This window comes from Streptococcus sp. Marseille-Q6488 (genome assembly GCF_946902925.1).
GTDB lineage: Bacteria > Bacillota > Bacilli > Lactobacillales > Streptococcaceae > Streptococcus.
In genome coordinates this window covers 1-15,057 of sequence record NZ_CAMPPZ010000002.1, presented here as the reverse complement: position 1 = coordinate 15,057, position 15,057 = coordinate 1, and the positions used below count along the sequence as shown (strand labels likewise).

The 15,057-nt window shown below is 36.7% G+C and carries 12 protein-coding genes and 3 pseudogenes; 11 read left to right on the top strand and 4 right to left on the bottom strand.

Features of this window, described 5'->3' with window-relative positions; genetic code table 11:
- Nucleotides 1–46 precede the first annotated feature (46 nt).
- The gene (locus OVN23_RS00585) at nt 47–787 is read right to left on the bottom strand and encodes an amino acid ABC transporter ATP-binding protein (RefSeq protein ID WP_173235095.1); all 741 of its coding nucleotides are present in this window, start codon (nt 785–787) and stop codon (nt 47–49) included.
- Nucleotides 787–2,952, bottom strand: a complete 2,166-nt coding sequence (locus OVN23_RS00580) for an ABC transporter substrate-binding protein/permease (RefSeq protein ID WP_173235097.1) — start codon at nt 2,950–2,952, stop codon at nt 787–789. The genes OVN23_RS00585 and OVN23_RS00580 overlap by 1 nt, the downstream gene beginning before the upstream one ends.
- Nucleotides 2,953–3,123: 171 nt before the next feature.
- Here OVN23_RS00580 and OVN23_RS00575 point away from each other — a divergent pair, with 171 nt between their 5' ends.
- From OVN23_RS00575 to OVN23_RS00565, 3 genes are all read left to right on the top strand, one after another.
- Complete coding sequence (locus tag OVN23_RS00575; protein WP_267240140.1) at nt 3,124–4,077, top strand: CPBP family intramembrane glutamic endopeptidase; 954 nt, start codon at nt 3,124–3,126, stop codon at nt 4,075–4,077.
- A 76-nt stretch (nt 4,078–4,153) separates the two neighbouring features.
- The gene (gene uvrB / locus OVN23_RS00570; protein WP_173235099.1) at nt 4,154–6,142 is read left to right on the top strand and encodes an excinuclease ABC subunit UvrB; all 1,989 of its coding nucleotides are present in this window, start codon (nt 4,154–4,156) and stop codon (nt 6,140–6,142) included.
- 22 nt (nt 6,143–6,164) lie between these two features.
- Nucleotides 6,165–6,632, top strand: a complete 468-nt coding sequence (locus OVN23_RS00565; RefSeq protein ID WP_173235101.1) for an 8-oxo-dGTP diphosphatase — start codon at nt 6,165–6,167, stop codon at nt 6,630–6,632.
- Here OVN23_RS00565 and OVN23_RS00560 read toward each other — a convergent pair.
- Nucleotides 6,629–6,706: pseudogene (locus OVN23_RS00560) on the bottom strand (DNA-binding transcriptional regulator); the annotation flags it as partial. The gene OVN23_RS00565 and the pseudogene OVN23_RS00560 sit on opposite strands and share 4 nt — an antisense overlap.
- A gap of 134 nt (nt 6,707–6,840) precedes the next feature.
- Here OVN23_RS00560 and OVN23_RS00555 point away from each other — a divergent pair.
- From OVN23_RS00555 to OVN23_RS00525, 7 genes and pseudogenes are all read left to right on the top strand, one after another.
- A complete protein-coding gene (locus tag OVN23_RS00555; protein WP_000207600.1) occupies nt 6,841–7,815 on the top strand; it encodes a LacI family DNA-binding transcriptional regulator in 975 nt (324 codons plus the stop codon).
- A complete protein-coding gene (gene rbsK, locus OVN23_RS00550) occupies nt 7,815–8,726 on the top strand; it encodes a ribokinase (protein ID WP_173235103.1) in 912 nt (303 codons plus the stop codon). Before OVN23_RS00555 ends, rbsK begins: the two co-directional genes overlap by 1 nt.
- Nucleotides 8,701–9,099 carry a D-ribose pyranase gene (gene rbsD / locus OVN23_RS00545; RefSeq protein WP_000759835.1) on the top strand — a complete coding sequence of 133 codons (399 nt, stop codon included), beginning with the start codon at nt 8,701–8,703 and terminating at the stop codon, nt 9,097–9,099. Before rbsK ends, rbsD begins: the two co-directional genes overlap by 26 nt.
- 13 nt (nt 9,100–9,112) lie before the next feature.
- A complete protein-coding gene (locus tag OVN23_RS00540) occupies nt 9,113–10,591 on the top strand; it encodes a sugar ABC transporter ATP-binding protein (protein WP_173235105.1) in 1,479 nt (492 codons plus the stop codon).
- Between the two features lies 1 nt (nt 10,592).
- Nucleotides 10,593–11,537 carry an ABC transporter permease subunit gene (locus tag OVN23_RS00535; RefSeq protein ID WP_173235107.1) on the top strand — a complete coding sequence of 315 codons (945 nt, stop codon included), beginning with the start codon at nt 10,593–10,595 and terminating at the stop codon, nt 11,535–11,537.
- A gap of 103 nt (nt 11,538–11,640) precedes the next feature.
- On the top strand, nt 11,641–12,606 hold the full coding sequence (locus tag OVN23_RS00530; RefSeq protein WP_000789621.1) for a substrate-binding domain-containing protein: 966 nt from the start codon (nt 11,641–11,643) through the stop codon (nt 12,604–12,606).
- A gap of 77 nt (nt 12,607–12,683) precedes the next feature.
- Nucleotides 12,684–12,824: pseudogene (locus tag OVN23_RS00525) on the top strand (NUDIX hydrolase); the annotation flags it as partial.
- On the opposite strand, the pseudogene OVN23_RS00520 reads toward OVN23_RS00525, so the two are convergent.
- Nucleotides 12,821–12,898, bottom strand: a pseudogene (locus tag OVN23_RS00520) (DNA-binding transcriptional regulator); the annotation flags it as partial. The pseudogenes OVN23_RS00525 and OVN23_RS00520 overlap by 4 nt on opposite strands.
- 243 nt (nt 12,899–13,141) lie before the next feature.
- Here OVN23_RS00520 and OVN23_RS00515 point away from each other — a divergent pair.
- Nucleotides 13,142–15,057: YSIRK-type signal peptide-containing protein (locus tag OVN23_RS00515; RefSeq protein WP_267240139.1), on the top strand; the 1,916-nt coding region annotated here is incomplete at its 3' end.

Sequence of the window (15,057 nt, the reverse complement as noted above, 5' to 3'; positions counted from 1 at the left end):
AATACGAGGTAGAAAAAAACTGCAAGGAAATCCTTACAGTTTGCGTTTAGACGTTTAAGACCTTGTCCAAGAACTCTTTCAGACGAGGGTGTTGAGGGGTGTCAAAGATTTGATCTGGTGTTCCGTCTTCTAGGAATTCACCGTCTGCAGTAAAGATAACGCGGTTGGCAACCTGACGGGCAAATCCCATCTCATGGGTTACGATAATCATGGTCATACCTTGCTCAGCTAATTCCTTCATAACGTTTAGTACGTCTCCAACCATTTCAGGATCAAGGGCAGAAGTTGGTTCATCAAAGAGCATGATGTCTGGGTTCATTGCTAGTCCACGAGCGATGGCTACACGTTGTTTTTGACCACCTGATAGGCTATCTGGGTTGGCATTAGCTTTATCTGCTAGTCCAACCTTTTCAAGCAACTCCATTCCCAATTTCTCAGCTTCTTCCTTAGTCATTAACTTGTGCTCAGTAGGAGCAAAAGTAATGTTGTCCAATACAGACATATGTGGGAAGAGGTTGAAGTGTTGGAACACCATTCCGATATTTTCACGGACGTGGTCAACATTGGTTGTTTTTTCAGTTAAGTCATAGCCGTTCACAGTGATGTGACCGCTCGTAACTTCTTCAAGAAGATTAAGGCTACGGAGGAAAGTTGACTTACCAGAACCCGAAGGACCGATGATACAAACAACATCTCCTTCATAGAACTTAGTCGTAATTCCTTTTAAAACTTCATTTTTTCCATAGTGCTTGTGTAAATCATTTACATCAATTTTTAATTTTGCCATTAACGAATCCTCTTTTCTAAGCGTTTCGCTAGTCTAGTCAAAAGTGTGATAATTACAAGATAGAAGATAGCAAGGATTGCATACATCTTGAAACTTTGGTAGTTACGGGCGATGATAATCTTACCAGTTTGGAAGAGTTCAACCAAACCGATAGCAGATACGATGGTTGTATCTTTAAGAGCGATAACGAATTGGTTAACAAAGTTTGGCAACATCAATTTAGTTGCTTGTGGCAAGATAATCTTACGCATGGTTTTTCCATAAGAGATACCCAAGCTTCGGCTGGCTTCCATTTGTCCAACTGGAACGGCTTGAATACCACCACGAACGATTTCAGCGATATAAGCGGCTGCATTGAGAGATAGGGCAATAGTACCAGCTACAAAGTCGTTAATTGGACTTTGTTGACCTGTGATCGACTCGATGAAGTTTGGAATTCCCCAGAAGATGAAGGCTGCAAGAATCATCAATGGAATACCTCGAATAACGTCAACGAAAATCTCAGAAATCACACGAAGAGATTTATACGGGCTGACACTAAACATACCAAAGATAATCCCGATAACAATAGCAATAGCAAATGAGATAAGAGCTAGAGCAAGAGTGATACCAAGCCCGCTAAGGAGTTGTTTGTAGTTGTTTTGAAGCAAGCCCCAGATTGTGGTTTCATCAACAGTGCTTGTTGAAGTAGTTGAAGATTCGCTAGCTAGGTATTTGTCAAGAATCTTTTGGAATTCACCGTTTGCTTTAAGGTTTGCAAGTCCATTGTTGAACATTTCAATCAATTCTGGATTTGTGCCTTTTTTAACGGCAAAGGCTGTTTCTCCGATTGGAGTTCCAGCGATTGGTGTTTTCAATTTTTGTCCTTGGCTGATAGAATATTTGAGAACAGGTTCATCATCCATAACAGCATCAATGGCACCAGTGTTTAAACTGTCATACATTGAAGAACCATCAGCGAAGGTTTTAATTTGATAACCGTATTTGCTTTGATTTTCTGTTAGGAAGGTTTGAGAAGCAGTTCCGTTTTTAACACCGACTGTCTTCCCTTTCAAATCTTCATAAGAAGCAATGGTACTTGATTCTTTGACACCAAGGATAGTATTGGCAGTGTAGTATGATTCTGAGAAGTCAAAAGTTGCCTTACGAGCATCTGTGACAGACATACCAGCAATGATACCATCTGCTTGACCAGCTTGGACAGCACTGATAGCAGCATCGAAACCAGGGTTGGTGATTTCAATTTCAAAACCTTGGTCTTTAGCGATTGCCTTAATCAATTCCATATCAATACCAGTAAATTGGTTACTTGAGTTTTGGAAAACAAAAGGTGCAAAAGAAGAATCGCTGGCAATGATATATTTAGCTTTAACAGGAATAGCTTTTAAGCCTGCTAGAGTAGTTGTGGTTGGCACTGCTGAAGATGATGAAGCAGTCCATTTCTTGATGATTTTATCAAGACTACCATCTTTTTTCATTTCAGCCAAGGCTTGGTTAAATTCAGTAACTAGGTGCTCGTATTTGCTTCCTTTTTTCACACCGAAAGCAAAACTCCCTACAGCTTCCCCATCCATTTCAATATGAAGGTCTTGACCTTGGTTAATGGCATATTCGATAACAGGTTTGTCATCCATCATGGCATCGATGGCACCAGCACTCAAGCTGTTGTTCATCAAATCACTAGTGTCAAATGTTTTAATAGTAAAGCCGTATTTATCTTTGATTGTTTCAAGAAAACGTTGAGCAGCAGTTCCGTTTTTAACACCAACGGTTTTGCCAGTTAATTGGTCGTACTTGCTAATCTTGTGTGCCTTTGTAGTCGCAATGACAACTTTTGTATCATAGTAAGTATCAGACATGGTGAAGACTTTTTCACGTTCTTTAGTTTTTGTCATTCCTGCCATGATAGCGTCAGCTTGACCAGCTTGAACCGCATTGACCGCTGCGTCAAATCCGGGATAAGACATCTGAATGTTCCATCCTTTAATCTCAGCGACTTTGTTGATAATGTCAACATCAATTCCTTTATAAGTTTGATCTGAATCTTTAAACTCAAAAGGTGCATAGGCGGTATCAGACACAATCTTAATCGTCTCAGCTTTGGCAATACCTAATGAGAAAATTGGGAATAAAATTAGCAAAAATGCTAGAAATTTTTTCTTCATTTTTAGTCTCCTTTTCCGAATATTTTCCCATTATATCAGAAAAAGTAAAAAAAGGCAAATCTAGGGGTTTTATGTCAGAAGATATAACATGTATAATTCTGGTTTTGTCTTGAATCACACAACAGAAGTGCTATAATAAAGGTATATCATATAGTAAAAGAGGATAAAGTTATGAAAGATAAAAGAATCTTAAAAGACTTTGAAACTTCTAAAATGAGTTTAAACATTTACACAAGCCCCTTGTTAGCTCTATTTTTCGTCTATGTATCTGAATTCATATCTTCTCTATTTTTTGGTCTTAGTTTTTTAGCATTGATCGGGCTATTTAGCAGTCTTGGTGTAGGTGGTCAAAGAATTGCAGATCTCCTTCAATCTATATTTCAAAGTATCTCTGATAAAACAAGTGATATTCATTTAATATTTGAATTACTGTCCTTTGGTTTTATCATCTTAACTGTGTTTAGATGGACTAGAAAAGTAGAGAAAAGACCTATTCGAACCTTGGGATTCTATAAAGAAAATTTTTTAAGTGCCTTATTTAAAGGATACGGTCTTGGTCTATCCCTCTTTATACTTGCTTTGGCTGGACTAGTAGTGTTGGGGCAGTATCAATTTGACTCCATTCACTTGGATACTTATTCGCTAGCTTTTACTTTATTTACAATACCTTTTTGGATTTTACAAGGAACGGCAGAAGAATTGGTTACTCGTGCTTGGCTGATTCCACAATTGGCTAAGAGAACTAATCTTAAAGTCGCTATTATCATATCTAGTAGTCTCTTTACCTTACTTCATTTAGGAAATCCAGGCATAACTTTCTTATCTGCAATTGATCTCTTTTTATTTGGGGTTGCCATGTCCCTATATCTTCTTAAAACAGATACTATATGGGGTATAGGTGGTATTCATGGAGCTTGGAATTTCGCACAGGGCAACTTCTTTGGAGTATTAGTTAGTGGTCAGTCTTCAGGAACATCAATCATGAAATTTATTCCACAAGGCAATCAAGACTGGCTATCTGGTGGGTCTTTTGGTATTGAGGGTTCCATCGTGTCCAGTATTATTTTGTTTCTGCTGATTCTTTATCTCGCTTATCAATTAAAGAAAGAAAATGAAAGGATGTGACTTGGGTCCGTCCTTTTCTTCGTGAAAATGATACAAGTATGCTAAAATAGGAATAGCACATGGAGAGAGGATTCTTATGATCAATCGTATTACAGATAATCAATTTAAACTAGTATCAAAATATCAACCCTCAGGAGACCAACCCCAAGCTATCGAGCAGTTGGTTGATAATATCGAGGGTGGAGAAAAAGCTCAGATTCTGATGGGGGCGACTGGAACAGGGAAGACCTATACCATGAGTCAGGTTATTTCCAAAGTCAATAAACCAACTCTGGTCATCGCCCACAATAAAACTCTAGCAGGACAGCTCTATGGGGAGTTTAAGGAATTTTTCCCTGAAAATGCAGTTGAGTACTTCGTATCCTACTATGACTATTACCAGCCAGAAGCCTATGTCCCTTCTAGCGATACCTATATTGAAAAGGACAGCTCTGTCAATGACGAGATTGACAAGCTCCGACACTCAGCGACTTCGGCTCTTTTGGAGCGTAATGATGTTATTGTCGTTGCCTCAGTCTCTTGTATCTATGGTTTGGGTTCGCCCAAGGAATACGCTGATAGTGTCGTGAGTCTCCGTCCAGGTCTTGAAATTTCTCGTGATAAACTCTTGAATGACTTGGTTGATATCCAGTTTGAACGTAATGATATTGATTTCCAACGGGGAAGATTTCGTGTGCGTGGGGATGTAGTGGAGATTTTCCCAGCCTCTCGTGATGAACACGCCTTTCGAGTAGAATTTTTTGGAGACGAAATTGACCGTATCCGTGAGGTTGAGGCTCTGACAGGTCAGGTCTTAGGAGAAGTGGATCATTTGGCTATTTTCCCAGCTACTCACTTTGTGACCAATGACGACCACATGGAAGTTGCCATTGCAAAGATTCAAGCAGAATTAGAAGAGCAACTAGCTGTCTTTGAGAAGGAAGGCAAATTGCTAGAAGCTCAACGTTTGAAACAGCGGACAGAGTATGATATCGAAATGTTGCGTGAGATGGGCTATACCAACGGGGTTGAGAACTATTCACGTCACATGGATGGACGGAGTGAGGGTGAGCCTCCTTATACGCTTCTCGACTTCTTCCCAGATGATTTTTTAATTATGATTGACGAGAGTCACATGACTATGGGACAAATCAAAGGCATGTACAATGGAGACCGTTCTCGTAAGGAAATGTTAGTAAATTACGGTTTCCGTTTGCCGTCTGCTCTGGACAATCGTCCTCTCCGTCGGGAGGAGTTTGAAAGCCATGTGCATCAGATTGTTTACGTTTCAGCGACACCTGGTGACTATGAAAATGAACAGACCGAGACAGTGATTGAGCAAATCATTCGTCCGACAGGTCTTTTGGATCCTGAGGTGGAAGTCCGTCCGACTATGGGACAGATTGATGATCTCTTAGGTGAAATCAATGCCCGTGTAGAAAAGAATGAGCGTACCTTTATTACCACTTTAACCAAGAAAATGGCAGAGGATTTAACCGACTACTTTAAAGAAATGGGCATTAAGGTCAAGTACATGCACTCAGACATCAAGACCTTGGAACGGACGGAGATTATCCGTGACCTGCGCTTGGGTGTCTTTGATGTCTTGGTCGGAATCAACTTGCTCCGTGAAGGGATTGACGTTCCTGAAGTAAGCTTGGTAGCCATTCTCGATGCTGACAAGGAAGGTTTCCTTCGTAACGAACGTGGCCTCATCCAAACTATTGGTCGTGCTGCTCGTAATAGTGAGGGACATGTCATTATGTATGCGGACACTGTGACCCAGTCTATGCAACGTGCTATCGATGAAACTGCCCGTCGTCGCAAAATCCAGATGGTTTATAATGAAGAACACGGTATTGTGCCTCAGACAATCAAGAAAGAAATCCGTGACCTGATTGCTGTGACCAAGGCAGTTGCCAAGGAAGAAGAAAAAGAAGTCGACATCAATAGCCTCAACAAACAAGAGCGCAAAGAACTTGTTAAGAAACTCGAAAAACAAATGCAAGAAGCCGTCGAAGTGCTTGACTTTGAACTAGCAGCTCAGATACGTGATATGATGTTGGAAGTGAAGGCTTTGGATTAGAATAGTACCTAAAGGAGAAAATATGGCTCGTTCCCAATTAACGATTTTAACAAATATTTGTCTGATTGAAGACATCGAAACTCAGCGCGTGGTTATGCAGTATCGCTCTCCTGAAACCAATCGCTGGTCTGGTTATGCCTTTCCTGGAGGTCATGTTGAAAATGGTGAGGCTTTTGCGGAGTCTGTCATTCGTGAAATCTACGAAGAAACAGGATTGACTATCCAAAATCCTCAACTTGTCGGCATTAAAAATTGGCCACTAGATACAGGTGGGCGCTATATTGTCATTTGTTATAAGGCGACTGAGTTCTCTGGTAGACTGCGCTCTTCAGATGAAGGAGAAGTTTCTTGGGTTCAAAAAGACCAGATTCCAAACTTGGATCTGGCCTATGATATGCTACCCTTGATGGAAATGATGGAAGCTCCTGACAAGTCAGAGTTTTTCTACCCTCGCCGTACAGAAGATGGATGGGAAAAGAAAATTTTCTAGTCTTTTACTAAATAACCAAGCTGATCCAAGGCCTCCTCGATATAGTGGAGGTCTTGTTGTGTTTCTTGTGTAATAGTAATAATATATTTGGAAAAATATATGTACTATGAAATAAATTTAAAATATTTTTAGAAAAGTATTGACAAATCAAAAGAAAACGTTTACTATAGAATAAGGGAACGGTTCCACAACATAAGAAGGAGGAGTGATGACTACAATAAAACAGGTTGCTGAAGAAGCTGGAGTATCAAAATCAACGGTTTCAAGATATATATCAAAAAAAGGTTATGTTGGAGATGATGCGAGAGAGAAAATAAAAAATGCGATTAAAAAATTAAATTACACACCAAATGTATTAGCGCAATCTTTGAAAACCAAAAAAAACCAAATGGTAGGACTTTTATTGCCAGATATTTCAAATCCCTTCTTCCCAAGATTGGTTCGAGGCGCTGAATCATATTTGAAAGATAAAGGTTATAGAATTATGGTTGGTACGATTTCAGACCAAGAATCTTTGAGTGAATATGTTAACTTGCTGTTGAAAACAAATGCTGCTGGCATTATTACTACACATGACTTCACAAAAGAATATCCAGATTTATCATTACCTGTTGTTGTGGTTGACCGAATTAGTAAAGATACAGGTTACGGTGTTTTTTCTGATAATCAGTCAGGTGGTCGTTTGGCTGCTGAAGCAATCTGTAATGCAGGTGCTAAACAAGTTCTGATTATTAAAGTTTTAGATGATAAAGCCGAGAATATCGCGGAACGGTTTGAAGCAAGTTTAAACTATTTGAGGAATAAATCTTTAGAAATTTGTATTGAAGAAAGTGAAACGTTTGACTTTGAAAAAATTCAAAAAGAAGCTAAAGAGAATCTAAAAAGAAATCCAAATATCGATAGTATTATAGCACCTTCTGATATTCATGCGATAGCTTATATTCATGAAATTTTAGCAATTGGTAAAAAAATTCCAGATGATATTCAAATCATTGGTTATGATGATATTGTACTTAGTCAATTTATTTACCCTTCTTTATCAACTATTCACCAATCCTCATATAAAATGGGAGAACAGGCTGCAAAACTAATCTATAATATGGCAAATAAGTTCTCTATAGATGAAGCTAAAATTAAACTACCTGTTAGATACGTAGAAAGAAATACATTAAGGAGAAAGTAATGAGTAAAATTGTTGTTGTTGGAAGTATTTCAATGGACTTAGTTATGAGAACAAAAAGGATTCCAGAAGGAGGTGAAACGATTTTTGGGGATTCATTTAATATAGTTCCAGGTGGAAAAGGTGCAAATCAAGCTGTAGCTATTGGTAGATTATCCAGTGTAGAAGATAATATTTACATATTTGGAAACGTCGGAGAAGATATTTTTTCAGCAGATTTACTAAGTAATCTGCAAAATAATAATATTTTTACAGAACATGTGGGAACGGTACCACAATCTACAGGAGTTGCACAAATTACTTTATATGGAGGTGATAATAGGATTATTTATTATCCCGGAGCGAATAATTTAGTTAAAACAAATGATTGGAAAAATGAGTGGGAATTGATTAGTGATGCAAGTATTGTTGTATTACAGAATGAAATACCACATGAAGCCAACCTATCTATAGCTAAATTTTGTCAAGAAAATAAAGTTAAGGTGCTTTACAATCCTGCACCAGCTAGAGAAACAGATATAGAGATGATTCCTTTTTGTGATTTTATTACTCCTAATGAGCATGAATGTTCAGAGCTTTTTCCAGATAAGAAACTAGAAGAAATTATTAAAATTTATCCTAATAAAATGATTGTGACATTAGGAGTTGAAGGTTCTATTTATTATGATGGGACAGCAGTTCAGAAAATTCCTGCTATAAAAGCAGAAGTAGTTGATACCACAGGAGCAGGAGATACGTTTAATGGTGCTTTTGCTTATGCTATCTCAAAAGGAAAAGAGATGGATGTTGCATTGTCCTTTGCAACGATTGCTTCACATCTTTCTGTTCAAAGATTTGGAGCGCAAGGAGGTATGCCGAGTTTGAAAGAAATAAAGGAGCATTCAGGATATGAAGAAATATGGGATTTTAAATAGTAATATAGCGAAACTAGCTGATGATTTAGGTCATATGGATTTGGTTTGTATCGGAGATTTAGGATTGCCAGTTCCAAAAGGTGTTGATAAAATTGATTTAGCATTAAGAAAAGGTAGTCCAAGTTTTTTAGAAGTTTTAAAAGAATATTCAGATCATGTACTTATCGAAAAAATTTTCTTAGCAGAAGAAATTAAGGAAAAAAACAAAGAACAGTGGCAAGCAGTTCTAGATCTTTTAGGATCGAATATAATTATTGAATATATTAGTCATGAAGAATTGAAAGCTATGAATACTAAAGTTAAGGCAGTTATTCGCACTGGGGAAGATACACCATATTCGAATATAATCTTGCAATCAGGAGTTATTATTTAGAAGGGGGTTGCCTATGAAAATTGAAATGAAGAACATTTCAAAATCTTTTGGGAATAATCGTGTTTTAGAAAGTATTGATTTGGTTCTTAATTCAGGAGAAGTTCATGCTTTAATGGGGGAGAATGGCGCAGGCAAATCAACCTTAATGAATATTTTAACTGGACTTTTTCCAGCTACTTCAGGAACTATTTTTATTGATGGAAAAGAAAAAACATTTTCTAATCCTCAAGAGGCAGAACGGTTTGGACTGAGTTTTATTCATCAGGAAATGAATACTTGGCCAGATATGACTGTACTTGATAATCTTTTTTTAGGAAGAGAAATTAAAAATTCGATTGGGTTTCTAGATAAAGTTAGTATGGAAAGGAAAGCTAAAGAAGCATTTAAACGTCTTAATATCTCTATTCCTCTCGATGCAATCATTGGTCAATTATCAGTCGGACAACAACAAATGATAGAAATAGCAAAATGTTTATTATCAGAAGTTTCCTTGTTAATTATGGATGAACCCACAGCAGCTTTAACTGATCGTGAAACTGAAACACTTTTTAAAGTGATAGAAGGATTAAAATCTGATGGTGTAGGTATTGTGTATATTTCACATCGGATGGAAGAAATCTTTAAGATCACAGATCTTATAACTGTTATGAGGGATGGGTTTGTAATTGATACCAAGAAAACGAAGTTAACTAATGCGGATGAATTAGTTCAGAAGATGGTAGGCCGTGAATTAGAAGATTATTATCCAGAAAAAAAGGCTGAGATTGGGAATATTGTTTTTCAAGCTAAGAATCTTTCTGGTGATGCTTTTACGGATATTTCTTTCTATGTACGTCAAGGGGAAATTCTTGGTTTTTCTGGTTTGATGGGTGCTGGTCGTACTGAAATAATGCGAGCAATTTTTGGAATTGATTCTTTAAAATCTGGTCAAATTATAATAAACGGAGAACAACTGATAATTAAAAATCCTTTTGAAGCAATTAAGCATGGAATTGGTTTCTTAACAGAAGATCGTAAAGATGAGGGATTGATTTTAGATTTTTCTATTAAAGATAATATGACTTTACCTAGTACTCGTGATTTTGTTAAAAATGGCATTTTCGATAATAAAACAAGTGATATATTTGTACAACGTTTAATAGATAGGCTACGAATTAAATCAGGTTATCCAGATAAGGAAGTTGGAACACTTTCTGGTGGTAATCAACAGAAAGTAGTTTTAGCAAAATGGATAGGTATTGCTCCAAAAGTACTGATTCTAGATGAGCCAACTCGTGGGGTAGATGTTGGTGCTAAGCGTGAAATTTACCAATTAATGAATGAATTGGCTGAACGAGGTGTGCCGATTATTATGGTATCTTCAGATTTACCAGAAGTGATCGGAGTCAGTGATCGTATTATGGTCATGCATGAAGGAAGAATTAGTGGAGAATTAACACGTCAAGAAGCTACACAAGAAAAAGTTATGCAACTAGCTACAGGAGGACAATAGTGTGAAAAATACTGTGAAGTACATGTCAGAATTGACAACGGTAATAGCATTGATAATTTTAATGGCTGTCATCACTATTATCAATTCAAATTTTTTAACAGCAAATAATCTGTTAAATTTACTATTGCAAGTAACATCAAATGCACTGATCGCTTTTGGAATGACCTTTGTTATTCTAACAGGTGGAATTGATTTATCAGTTGGATCAATTTTAGCCTTATCCAGTGCGCTAACCGCTGGCCTATTAGGATCTGGAATGCCTGTTACGTTAGCAATTCTCATCTCTTTAATTTTGGGTTGCATTCTGGGGATGATGAATGGTTTATTGATTTCCTACGGGAAATTAGCTCCATTTATCGTTACTTTAGCAACTATGACTATTTTTAGAGGTGCAACACTTGTTTATACAAATGGGAATCCTATTACAAAAGGATTAAGTGATACATTCTTATTTCAATTTTTGGGGCAAGGTTATATAGTCGGAATTCCATTTCCTGTAATTATTATGTTTATTGTATTTATTGTTTTATATGTTTTACTTCATAAAACAGCATTTGGTAAATCTGTGTATGCTATAGGGGGGAATGAAAAAGCAGCATATATATCAGGTGTGAAACTAAATAAAGTGAAAATTATCATTTATTCAATTTCAGGTATTATGGCTTCAATTTCTGGATTGATTATAACATCACGCTTAAGTTCTGCTCAACCAACAGCAGGTGCTAGTTATGAAATGGATGCTATTGCAGCTGTTGTTCTTGGGGGAACCTCATTATCAGGAGGTAAAGGTCGCATACTGGGGACCTTAATAGGTGCTTTAATTATTGGGGTTTTGAATAATGGACTTAATATTATCGGTGTTTCAGCATTTTGGCAACAAGTAGTAAAAGGAGTTGTAATCTTAATTGCTGTTCTGATTGATCGTTTTAAAGTTGTAAAACAGTAGAATAATTTTCAATTTTTTTGGAAATAGTAACAATTTATTAGATGATGTACAATAATCGGGATTGAAACTATCCCTATAGATATATATTACGAGGAGTAATAACATGAAAAATATTAAAAAAATTAGCATTTTTGCTTTGTTTGTAACATTTATTTTTGCTTTAGTAGCTTGTGGAAAAACTGGTTTAGGAAATTCATCAAATGATAATAAATCTACGATTCAAAAGTCTGCAAAAGAATTAAAATTAGGAGTTTCTATTTCGACTACTAACAATCCCTATTTTGTAGCTATGAAAGATGGTCTTGAAAAAGCCGCAAGAGAAAAAGAAGTAACTTTGAAGATAGCAGATGCACAAGATGATGCTGCTAGACAAGCAGATGATATTCAAAATTTTATTAGTCAAAATGTAGATGCTTTACTAATTAATCCAGTTGATTCTGATGCAATTGTAACATCTATTAAAGCTGCTAATAATGCAAATATTCCAGTAATCTTAATTGACCGCGGTAGTAATGGCGGTGAAGTCTTGACAACTGTTGCTTCTGATAACGTAGAAGCAGGTAAAATGGCTGCAGAATTTATTACCAAGCAATTGGGAGAAAAAGCAAAAACTTTTGAATTATCAGGAGTCCCTGGCGCTTCTGCAACTGTAGATAGAGGTAAAGGATTTGAACAAATTTCAAAGACAAATTTAGATGTTCTTTCTAGTCAATCCGCTAATTTTGATCGCGCAAAAGCTTTGAATACAGCGCAAAATATGATTCAAGGAAACAAAGAAGTACAAGCAATCTTTGCACAGAATGATGAGATGGCGTTAGGAGCTGCACAAGCAGTAAAAGCAGCTGGTCTTAGCAATGTATTAATTGTTGGTATTGATGGTCAACCAGATGCACATGATGCTATTGCAAAAGGTGATATTACTGCCACTATTGCTCAGCAACCAGCTAAGATGGGTGAAATTGCTATTCAATCAGCAATCGATCATTATCAAGGGAAAAAACTGGAAAAAGAAACAGTTTCTCCAATTTATCTTGTGACTAAGGATAATGTTGATCAACATAACTGGTGATATATTTTTAGTAAGCAAGTAGTTGTTAATTTTCATTCAATGTAGTTTTTAAATATCATTGTTACTATTTGAGCTATTGGATTCAAAAAGACCAGATTCCAAACTTGGATCTGGCCTATGATATGCTACCCTTGATGGAGATGATGGAAGCTCCGGACAAATCTGAATTTTTCTACCCTCGCCGTACAGAAGACGATTGGGAAAAGAAAATTTTCTAGTCTTTTACTAAATAACCGAGCTGATCCAAGGCCTCCTCGATATAGTGGAGGTCTTGTTTGGTTTCCTGCTTAATAGTAATAATAGATTAGTAAAAAAATATCTATACTCGCTAAAATTAAATGCTAAATTAGAAAAAAATATATGGGTTATACTGTTAATTTTTCTAAGAAAGATGTAAAATAGAAGGTGTACTATGGTTTTTTAAACAAGTGTGGTACCAAAAATTAAAGAGTGTATCCTTTCCTTAAATTCCTAAAATATTTAAGGGGGGTATTTTTTAGTACCTCAAAAATAAAAATAAGAGAGAGGCGATTAGATGAGAAAATCAAATCGTGAAGTGAACGGAGAAAAGGTATTCCGTTATTCTATTCGTAAGTACCATTTTGGTGCAGCAAGTGTTGCTGTAGCAGCATTAATGTTTTTTGCTAATGGTGCGGTTAAGGCAAATTCTTTACCTGTATCACCTGCTACGGCTAATACTGAAATGGTAAATGCTGGTGTAGAGGGAGTTCCTCCAGAGAAATCTCTAGAAGCTGGGGGGAATAAGGAAATCGTAGCTCCTGAGCCTGCAAAGAAAACATCTAACAAGGAAGATGGAGCTGGTTCTAATGCTCAAGGTGCAAATGAGATTAAAGTATCTGATAAAGATATGATTCCTGCTAATAAGACAGAGGAAATCAATAAAGCCGAAACAAATGGCAAAGAAAAGGAAGTGATTACTAATAAAGATAAATTGGAATCTCTTCTAAAAGAAATTGATCAATTAAACTTAAAGGACTATACAGAAGATACTGTTAAAGTATTACAAGAAAAAGTTGCGAAAGCAAAAGAAGTACTTGTTAATGCAAAAACTCAAAAAGAAATTGATCTTGCTTATAATGCGTTGGTTGGATATAAAAACGCTGGTTTAAAACGTGTACCTAAACCAAAAGAAAAACCCACTCCTAAACCAAAAGGAAAACTCACTCCTAAACCAGATACAACAAATGGTAAAGAAACAGTCGGAATTAGAGCTGAAAATACTGAACCAAATGGCACAAATATCGCAGGACATAATCATAGCTTGAATAGGACTTCTTTGCCTGAAGGAAGTGGGTTTAGAGCAACGCCAGAGGAAGTGACAGGTATAGAGTTTGGAATATCGAATGGTCAAAGAGATGGGAATTACAGTAGAACTGATAGATATTTTGATACATTATCATCTAACCAATATACTAGAATATTCAAATTTGTATCTAAAAGCGGAAATATTAAGAGTGTAACAGCAACGAGTAGTACAGGTCGTAGTGTGACTCTTGAAAAAATGGATAGATTTCCAAACAATGCAACGACATATTTTGTAAAGGCAAAAACAGATGTTAAAGGAGTCTCTGATGCTATCTTATCTTTCACTGTAAAAACTGCAGGTGGAGATAAGACAGCTCAAATTGGAGTTTACCGTTCACTTGGTAAACCAACGATTAAAGTTCCTACTGGGCAAAAGGAGTCTACTGTCGATGAGTATTTAAAAGGTAAACAGGAAACTAAACCGACAATTGATGTAGAAGTTCCTGTTGTTCCAAATCTTCCGTCATATGCAAAAATGAAAATATATTTGGTTCATGATAATGACCGTGATAAAGGAGTATATCCCGAAGATGAGTGGGCAGAAAATCATAATCCTAGACCAACTAGATTGACAGCAAAAGTAGATGTTCCGTATGGAAGAGTCAATCCAAAAACAAATAAAACTACTGTAACTATACAAAGCGGAGACTATTTAAAACCTCTTGCAGAAGGGAAATATTTTGTTTTATCGGTTATAGAAATTAATAATGAAATGAATACTAATCCTGGTATTCGTGCTTCAAGCTTTAGTGATGCAGCAATAGTAGCACCTAAGGAAGCAAATAAAGACGCGCTTCGAACAGCAACAAGCACAGGTGACACAGAAACTAAGGCAACTGCAGCTTACTACAATGCCGAAGCAAGTAAGAAAGATGCGTACGATCGAGCAGTAACAGCAGGTAAAGCAGTATTAGCAAGAGATAATGCGACACAAACGGAAGTCAACAATGCATTATCAGCAATTAACACAGCTAAGAATGATCTGGGAGGAGTCGCAACAAATAAAGACGCGCTTCGAACAGCAACAAGCACAGGTGACACAGAAACTAAGGCAACTGCAGCTTACTACAATGCCGAAGCAAGTAAGAAAGATGCGTACGATCGAGCAGTAACAGCAGGTAAAGC